Genomic DNA, 7,919 nt, shown 5'->3' on the forward strand with positions numbered 1-7,919 from the left:
GGGAGGCGTATTGGGTTACCAGTTCGTATTCGTCATCGCTAAAACGCTTGGTGGCCTGCCTTACCAGGTCTAGCAGTTTGGTTCTAGCTCTAGAAGGGCCAGGTTTAAGACTCATAGCGGCTAATAGTTCTGTTAGTCCGGTTAGGTGCTTGTTAGCTATCCAAATTTTCATGACGTATTCCTTTCTTGAATACAGCCTGGTTTAGGCAGTGTTGGTGGACATTGGTTGATACCCGGTGTTATGGAAGTAGGTCCAGGAGATGGTGCCATCTGCTTTGGAGGTTATGGTGCTGATCCATCCCTGGTTAAGCAGCCCGATGATCCCGTTTACCCGGCTCATAAGGTCTGAGAGCCGGTCGAAAAGTCGGGTCATGTTATAGAACGTGCCGTTGGTGACGATCATGACGTCATAGGTGTGGAATACTACTTTGGCTAGCTTTGTTGGCCCGACCCATCCTGGATGCGTGCCCCTATCGGTTAGTACACAATCTTCCAAGGTGACCGATCTGTTTTCGGTGGTATAGAACTTGTAACCATTCGTGCGCAGATCAGCCCCAAGGTGGATGCCAGCCGAATCATAAAACCTTCCCTTTGGGTCTAGGGTCAAACACGTGAAATAGTCCCCGTTTGGAGCGTCTTGGTAGGTCCAGGCAACATAGTCACCCTCGTTGGCTAGCGACGTGGAGATACCCTCTATTTCCTCATGATCCTTTTTATGGCCCCTGCCTAACTGTCCGATATATCGATTCCCGTACCAAAACTGCATCCCGGTACTAGCGATTTTTCCTTCCAGTTCCGAACCGTTATACCAAGAGATCTGGGTGGGGTTGATGCGAATATTACTTGTCCATCCGGCAAGACCAACCTGGATAGCGTTAGCGGAAAGCTTATCTGCCGTAATGGATGCCGCTCCGATCCGGTTGGCATCAAGCAGGCCAGTGGTGATCTTGCTGGCATCTATGTAAGCAATCTTCGCCGAGGTGATAGCAGCGTCGCGGATCATGACTGTTTGGATGTATCCTTTAGCAATCGTGAGCTTATCGCTAGTGATGCTCCCGGCGGCGATCCGCGCGGACGCTAGGGTACCGGTGGTTATTTTATCTGCTGACAGCTGAGAGATTTTAGCGTTAGTGATAGCCGCATCGGCAATCATTGCGGTACCGATTACGGCGTCATCTATTGAGGTTTGCCCACTGATGTGTACTTTTGCTGCATCAATCAGCACGGTTTCATTCGACAGATTGATTTGGGTAATAATCTCGGCTCTTTTAACTCTCAGGTTCACGTTGTCTGAAACCATCGTCAAGGAGGAGTTAATGTTTTTGGTTTCATCTGCTACCTGCACTTTGAACGCTTCTAGAGCATTTTTAGTGCTGGTAGCATCCTTGAGAGCTTTTTCGGCCTGAGCTTTTGCAGTCGCTGTATCGCTACTGGTTTTTACTAGCTCGCTTTGGGTTTGTTTAAGGCTTGCTTGGACTTGCTCAACGCTAGCGTTTGCTTGCGCGATCTGGGTTTTAGCTGCTTGCAGGTTCGCCGCCAGTTCGGCTCCGTTCAAATCGGTGGCAAGACTGACCCATCCGGGCTGACCAGTATCAGTAACGCGGTAGATCCAGATTCCTACTTGCTCACCATTGTCTTTAAACCACACATCCCCAAGCCGAGCTGATACAGGTTGGGTGGTGCCATAGTGGTTGGTGTTTTTCCCATCCGCGCTAGCTAGCGCAATACTTGCCACCTGCTGGGCTTGGATAGCCTCGCTGCGGGCAGCGGTGATGGTGTGGGTGATGTCGGTGAATTTAGGAGCGGTGCTACCTAGCTCAATGCTCATATATTCTTGGCCAAGCGGGTCGAAGTCATAAGCAACAACCCTGGTAGTAAGTGCCACGTTGAGGTCATCGTGACGTACGGTCACGATATCACCCAAGGCTAGGGTTTCTAACTCGCGCAGATCCGCGTATTCTTTGGCGCAGGCAAGGTCAACAAATGAAATCTTGTAGGCACAAGACGGCTGATCAACCAGGCCAAGTGCGTACTCGCTTTTAGCTAGGGCGCGCAGCCATGCGTGAGCTTGCTCTAGGGGAAGTTCGTCCTCACGCGGCTTCTCCGTATCCTTAATGGCTTTGACTTGCCCATAGCGGATTACCTTGATACGCGGGCAGATATAGTCGCTGATGCGAGGGCTGTCCACATACAGTTCGGGCAGGAGCAGACCGTCGTAACCAACCGGCAAAATCCGAGTAACTATCGTGGTGTAGTCCAGGCTCGATTCGTATCCGGACAGGTTCTTACGATCCCGAATAACCACGCCACGATTAGCACCTATGCGGGGTGCGTGGTGGATGTGCCAGTTATCGAAAGTAAGCTCGCCGCCCCAACGCGAAATAAAACTGTTGTCGCTGTCATCTAACAGAGCCGCGCTGAGTGGGGTTCTAACTATGCGGGCAGAGGATCGACGCGAGTTATCTGAACTGCTAGCGCTAAAACCGTGCGGGCTATTGGCTGCCCCTAGCAGCTGATCTAGGGCTTGTTTAGCGGTTTTGTTTACCACATAGGTGTCAGCGATAAGGTTGGCAGAAAGGTCATAAAACACGTGATGGGCAACTACTTCGAGCGTCCCGTCAAGGCTGGTGGTGACCTCGCTGATACGAAATCCTTGCCTACCGTTTATTCCTGGAACCGGGGCGGCCACGATGTTTTCTATTACCAACAGGTTCGCTGCTGGCCCCTCTACCGGGTAGGAAAACGTTAGGGAAAACTTGCCGTTTAGTTCCTGACTTACCATCGGGTCGATAACGTGGCGATCTAGCACCGCTAACCCACTGGCAGTAAAATCCCTAGCGCTACGATCATGAATCGTAATCATGGGTTATTCCTTTCTACAAGGTACGCCAGTTACCTTTAACTTCGATTCTTGAAATACCTGTGCCCAGCTCGATGTGGTTAGCACCAGGAGAAAGTTGCGGGAAGGGCCCCGAGATTCCATCGGTTTGGGTTTTACCTGCAACGTGGGTTACAAGCCGGGGACTATCGATAGTTAATTGCCCGCTAGGAGCAGAAACTATCAAAGCAGTATCGTTTATTTTTAGTTCTAACTCCCCGGTACCAAAAACAGTTATTACCGGATCGGAAGCTAAAAGACCAGGATTAATAATCGTGCCCGAAGCGCTTAAAGTTAGCTGTTTAAGCCCGGTTTCCAGGTAGGTAAACGGCTGGCAACAAAGCTCGGCTTCAAACATTACCCAAGTGGCCATCGACCCTAACGCTGGCGATATTTTGACGTGTTTAAGATACCTGAACATGCCAGGCTCACCGCTAAAACCAATCGTGTGGGCTCCAGTCAGCGCGTAGGCGGCTTTGCGGTATGCTTCCAGCCCGCCACGCACCGCTAGTTTCAAAGTTATTTCGCCATCTTGCCACCCTTTAAAGCGGGTAAGAGTACCGGCCCGCCCTGACACCTCAATATCATCTACGCCCATGGCGGCAGCTGGGATCTCTACAGGTGCGCAAAAACGCATACCCAGGCTTTTAGAGCTAACCTTATGGTCGAGAACAAACCCGTACATTGATTTACACCCCCGCAGCTAAAAGATTGGCTCGCCGAGATAGCCGTGATAGTTGCTGATCAATTTTGGGTGCGAGTTTGCCGACCAGCGTCCCATCACTTAAAACAACCTTGATATCCAAACCCTTAAGAATCCGGGCAGCTGTAGCATCTGCTACCCCTTGAACATCAACGCCGTGAGTTTTAGTTTCCTTTTCAGTTTGCGGTGTTTGGCCGGCTAGGGCAGGGGTCAGATCAGCGTTTGGCAAAGACAAATCCTTACTGACCTTGATAGGTACGTTAACCCCGTTAGTTAACTCGCCCATAGCATCCATGGTGTCTTTTGCCATGGTTGCTGCCGCATCGGCGGCCTTATGGCCGCGTGAGGTTATTGCTCCGGCTAGACCAGCAACTAGCATGTCACCAACCCACGCCATTTGCTTAGAAGGAGAATGGATACCGAAAAATCCGAGAATCCGATTCCAAATTGAAGACACCCAGTTAGAGACCCGGTTCCACAACCAGCCCGCTAGTGACTGAATACCCTGCCATAACCCAGAAACCAGGGATGCTCCAGCTGAGATCATCTGCCCGACCCCGCCCATCACTGCTCTAACAATGCCGTAAATAATCCTCGGGATAGCCGAAACGACAGTGCCGATAATGGTCGGTAAAGCCCGTATCAGGCTGGTTAATAGTTGGATGCCAGCTTGTACCAGAAGAGGGATAGCCCCACCAATAGCAGACAATATGGCAGAAATAATTTGAGGCAAAGCCGCCACAATCGCGTTAATAATAGTTGGTAACGCCCCAATAAGAGCCGTCAACAGTTGCACGCCCGCGTTAATCAACTGGGGGATTGCCTGGATGATCGCGCCAAGGATAGCGGTAATAATCAACGGTAAAGCCCCGGTGATAGCGGCAATAATTTCAGGCAAGGCACCAACCAGCGCGGTTAACAGCTGGATACCAGCCTCGATAATCTGAGGGATCGCCCCGATTACGAAAGAAATAATCGCACCAATCAACTCCGGCAAAGCCTCAACAAGCACCGGAATAGCCGCAATCAAACCCTCAGCAAGACCAATAATCAACTGCAGGGCTGCATCCAAAATAAGGGGCAAATTATCGATGAGCCCCTGGATCATGGTCATCAGCATTTCAACCGCCGCCGGGATCAGCTCCGGTAGAGCCTCGCCAATACCAGCAACCAAGGTGGCGATAATCTGAACCGCTGCCTCCAACAGACTCGGAAGTGCCTCAATGATTGCTTCCACCAATGCCACAATCAACGTCACGGCAGTCTCTGCCAAGGAAGGCAGAACAGCGATAATGCCCTCCAACAAAGAGGTGAGGATACTCATCCCGGTATCTACCACTTGCGGAAGCTGGCTAGAAATAAACTCCAGAGCCTCCTTCAAGATCTGCCCCAGGGTATCGATAAAGGCCGGGGCACCCCCGGTCTCGAACGCGCCGGTGAGTTCATCGACCCAACCATTAACCATCGGCATCACCGTGCCAGCCAAAGCCGTGGTCAAACCTCCAGCCAATAATCCTTTAAGGTTATCGACCCCGTCTTTGAGCGTAGCTAGTTGACCAGAGAAGGTTTTGGATTGGGCATCCATCGCCCCATAAAACCGGCCACCCTCACTTGTGGCACTAGCAAACGCATCCGCAACCATATCCGCACTGATCGCACCCTTAGCCATCTCTTCTTTAAGCTCACCGATACTTTTACCGGTCTTACGGGAAATCTCCTCTAAAGGGTTGAACCCCGCGTTAATCATCTGGTTCAAATCCTGACCAGTAAGCTTGCCAGTAGAACTCATTTGAGCAAACGCCAACGTGAGGGATTCGAACTTTCCAGCATCCCCCTGGCTGATATCACCTAACTGTTTGAGGCGTACCTGGGATTCTTCAGCGCTCATGCCGAACCCCATCAACGTTTGGGTAGCCTTGGCTAGATCCTCCATCCCAAACGGAGTACGAGCCGCTTCCAACTTGAGGTTATTAACCAGTTTCTGAGCCTTGGCTTGATCACCCAGCATCGTAGTAAACGAGGTAGTGTATTGCTCCATCCGGGCGTTATAGTCCAAGCCATCCTTCATCGCTGAGCCAAAGCCTTTAGCGATACCCGCGATGGCGTGCCCGATAGCTTTAACCCCACCAACAACAGCTTCCGCTGCCAGGCTGGCTTTAAGCACATCACCAAAAATGCGGGTCTTCGAACTGGTACCATCCATCTGCGAACCCAGCTCATCTACAGCATTTTCTAAGTGCCCAGTATCCTTAGCTGCAGTTTTCGCATCATCACCCGCACCATCAGCCTCATCAGCAAACTTAGAAAGAGCAGAATTATTCTCTTTAAGCTCACCCTCAAGACCATTCAAAGTCGCCTGGGCATTATTGAGCTGAATCTGCCAATTCTTCGTCCGAGAATCATTTTCCCCAAAACTGGTAGCAGAGTTATCAAGAGCACTCTTAAGAGTCTGGATCTTGGCTTTTTGCGCCTCAATCTCTTTGCCCAAAACCTGGTTACGAGCCGTAAGCGCTGAAGCAGACTTATCATTGTTATCGAACTGAGAAGCCACCAACTTCATCTCAGATCCCAAAACCCGCATCTCACGATTAATATCCGTGATCGCGCGCTTAAACTCCCGCTCACCCTCAAGGCCAATCTTCAAACCAAAAGACGAATCAGCCATGATTTATTCCTTAATATTGAGTTGCATATAGTTTTTAGGAGAGAAAAATGACAGAAGCGATCAAGAATCAGATTGATTTCGATGTGCGCGCATTTGCTGAAATGCTGACGGAGTTGCCGGCTAGGACGCCCATTGCGTCGTGTTTTGAAGACGCTGACCCGCAGAAGGACGGACATTGGTGGGCATCTCAGCGCGAGCACATGATCTTTTTCTTCATGGATAGGCTCTATCCCGAGGTGCACTATAGGAAGAACCTTGCACCCAGGAAGGTCAACTTGTCAGCACGCAAGGCTTATAATTTGATTCACCATGCGGAAGCACTTGTATGGATCGCAGAAGCGCTCCACGTTCTTCCTGACGACAAACTGGAATCCTTATGTTGCGATGCACTCAAGATCGACCGTATTAAGCGTCCAAAGTTCTTTAGAGACGGGGAATTGGGCTGGGATGTGGTCGCCCATCATGCACGACATCGACCTGAACTTCTAGGAAGAGAACAGGCTTCGTCCGTTCTGAAAGAGAGCAGCGATAAGATTAACTGTTCTAAACTCCTGCTGGTATCACATCATCAATAAACCAGATGCGTTTCGGCTGGGCTCTGCCTGTTTCGATGCGCCAGCAGTCCACCAGATCTAATAGTTCGCCGAATATGGTCAGGTCGATTTGTCTGCTGGTCAGTCCCAGGTGGGCGAGCCCGATGTAGGTCAGGCGGGTAAAGATTGCCTCGTCACTATCTATTAGGTGTCCTTTTTCTTGGTTTGCCCTTTTGGGTCTGGGGTCTCGGTCATGATTGCTCGCCGGGTGCCGCGCTGTAATGCCTGGGCGATAGCCTCTCGATAGTCAGCTAAATCTGCAGGCACAGTTAGTAACTCCACCGCTTCTACGGTTAGCTCTGGGCGCTTATCGTCTGGATGGGTGAGGTTGTGTATTTGTACGGACTGGTTAGCGAGCAGGGCGATGAGCCAGATTACCTCACCGAGTGACTTATCCATATCTTCGCTAGTTTCCAGGGCTTGACCTAAATGTTCTAGCCCTCCGTAACGTTGAGCTATAAGGCGGGTCGCGCGGGTAGTCAGGACGAGTTCGTATTCTTGACCTGCGATAGTGATTGTCGCGCTTTTCAAAGAGGTACTTGCCGGGCTGGTTTGGGTTTTCGCTGTCATGGCTTACCTGCTGTTCTAGTTGTTTGTCGGTTTGATGCTGGTTGTAGCGGCAGGCTCATACACCTGGGTGTACCAGCCAGTAATGGTTTCAGGCTTGACGCCGACCGCTCCTTCGGTTACTTCGGCTTTCCACGGGTGCTTACCGGTAGCGTCTGGTTTATTACGCCGCAGGATCGTTCCCTCAATACTCGGGGTAGAGAACGTGATCGAATCAGCTTTGGTCGCCAGCGTGGTTCCCGGCAGAGCAAATTTGACGCGGTAAAGCCAAAAATACTGGTACTTCCCGTTAGAGCGTGCAGCTCTAAAACCAATAGCCACGGGTGCGCCACCATCCTCAGAAGTACTGATAAGTACCCCGTTCGCGTCCAGCCTCGCACCAGTTAAGGCAGCTGCAGCCTCCGCCCCGAGATCATCAACCCCAAGAGTGAGCGTTCCAGATTTGAATTCCTTGACAATCTCGGATGCCCCGTCATCGGCATACAAAATCGCCTCAGCCACCTCCACAGACAA

6 protein-coding genes are annotated in these 7,919 nt (G+C 51.0%); 1 reads left to right on the top strand and 5 read right to left on the bottom strand.

Annotated elements, in window-relative coordinates; translation table 11 throughout:
- Window positions 1-202: 202 nt before the first annotated feature.
- The 3 genes from RDM26_RS08115 to RDM26_RS08125 are packed head-to-tail and all read right to left on the bottom strand — an operon-like array spanning window position 203 to window position 6,246.
- The gene (locus tag RDM26_RS08115) at window positions 203-2,863 is read right to left on the bottom strand and encodes a phage tail spike protein (RefSeq protein ID WP_307738460.1); all 2,661 of its coding nucleotides are present in this window, start codon (window positions 2,861-2,863) and stop codon (window positions 203-205) included.
- Between the two features lie 13 nt (window positions 2,864-2,876).
- The gene (locus tag RDM26_RS08120; RefSeq protein ID WP_307738461.1) at window positions 2,877-3,563 is read right to left on the bottom strand and encodes a hypothetical protein; all 687 of its coding nucleotides are present in this window, start codon (window positions 3,561-3,563) and stop codon (window positions 2,877-2,879) included.
- A 4-nt stretch (window positions 3,564-3,567) separates the two neighbouring features.
- Window positions 3,568-6,246 (bottom strand): tape measure protein, encoded by a 2,679-nt coding sequence (locus tag RDM26_RS08125; protein ID WP_307738462.1) that lies wholly within the window; start codon window positions 6,244-6,246, stop codon window positions 3,568-3,570.
- Between the two features lie 47 nt (window positions 6,247-6,293).
- On the opposite strand from RDM26_RS08125, the gene RDM26_RS08130 reads away from it, so the two are divergent.
- Window positions 6,294-6,821: a hypothetical protein gene (locus RDM26_RS08130; RefSeq protein WP_307738463.1), complete on the top strand. Its 528-nt coding sequence runs from the start codon at window positions 6,294-6,296 to the stop codon at window positions 6,819-6,821.
- Between the two features lie 162 nt (window positions 6,822-6,983).
- On the opposite strand, the gene RDM26_RS08135 is transcribed toward RDM26_RS08130, so the two are convergent.
- Window positions 6,984-7,409 (bottom strand): hypothetical protein, encoded by a 426-nt coding sequence (locus tag RDM26_RS08135; RefSeq protein WP_307738464.1) that lies wholly within the window; start codon window positions 7,407-7,409, stop codon window positions 6,984-6,986.
- A 15-nt stretch (window positions 7,410-7,424) separates the two neighbouring features.
- Window positions 7,425-7,919 (bottom strand): major tail protein (locus tag RDM26_RS08140; protein ID WP_307738465.1); only part of this gene is annotated, 495 nt, incomplete at its 5' end.

It is taken from the genome of uncultured Varibaculum sp., assembly GCF_902489465.1.
Lineage (GTDB): Bacteria > Actinomycetota > Actinomycetes > Actinomycetales > Actinomycetaceae > Varibaculum.

Bases quoted from the DNA above. Each gene is read 5' to 3' on its own strand.
- RDM26_RS08120 (WP_307738461.1), bottom strand. From the start codon at position 3,563: ATGTACGGGTTTGTTCTCGACCATAAGGTTAGCTCTAAAAGCCTGGGT.
- RDM26_RS08125 (WP_307738462.1), bottom strand. From the start codon at position 6,246: ATGGCTGATTCGTCTTTTGGTTTGAAGATTGGCCTTGAGGGTGAGCGG.
- RDM26_RS08130 (WP_307738463.1), top strand. From the start codon at position 6,294: ATGACAGAAGCGATCAAGAATCAGATTGATTTCGATGTGCGCGCATTT.
- RDM26_RS08115 (WP_307738460.1), bottom strand. From the start codon at position 2,863: ATGATTACGATTCATGATCGTAGCGCTAGGGATTTTACTGCCAGTGGG.
- RDM26_RS08135 (WP_307738464.1), bottom strand. From the start codon at position 7,409: ATGACAGCGAAAACCCAAACCAGCCCGGCAAGTACCTCTTTGAAAAGC.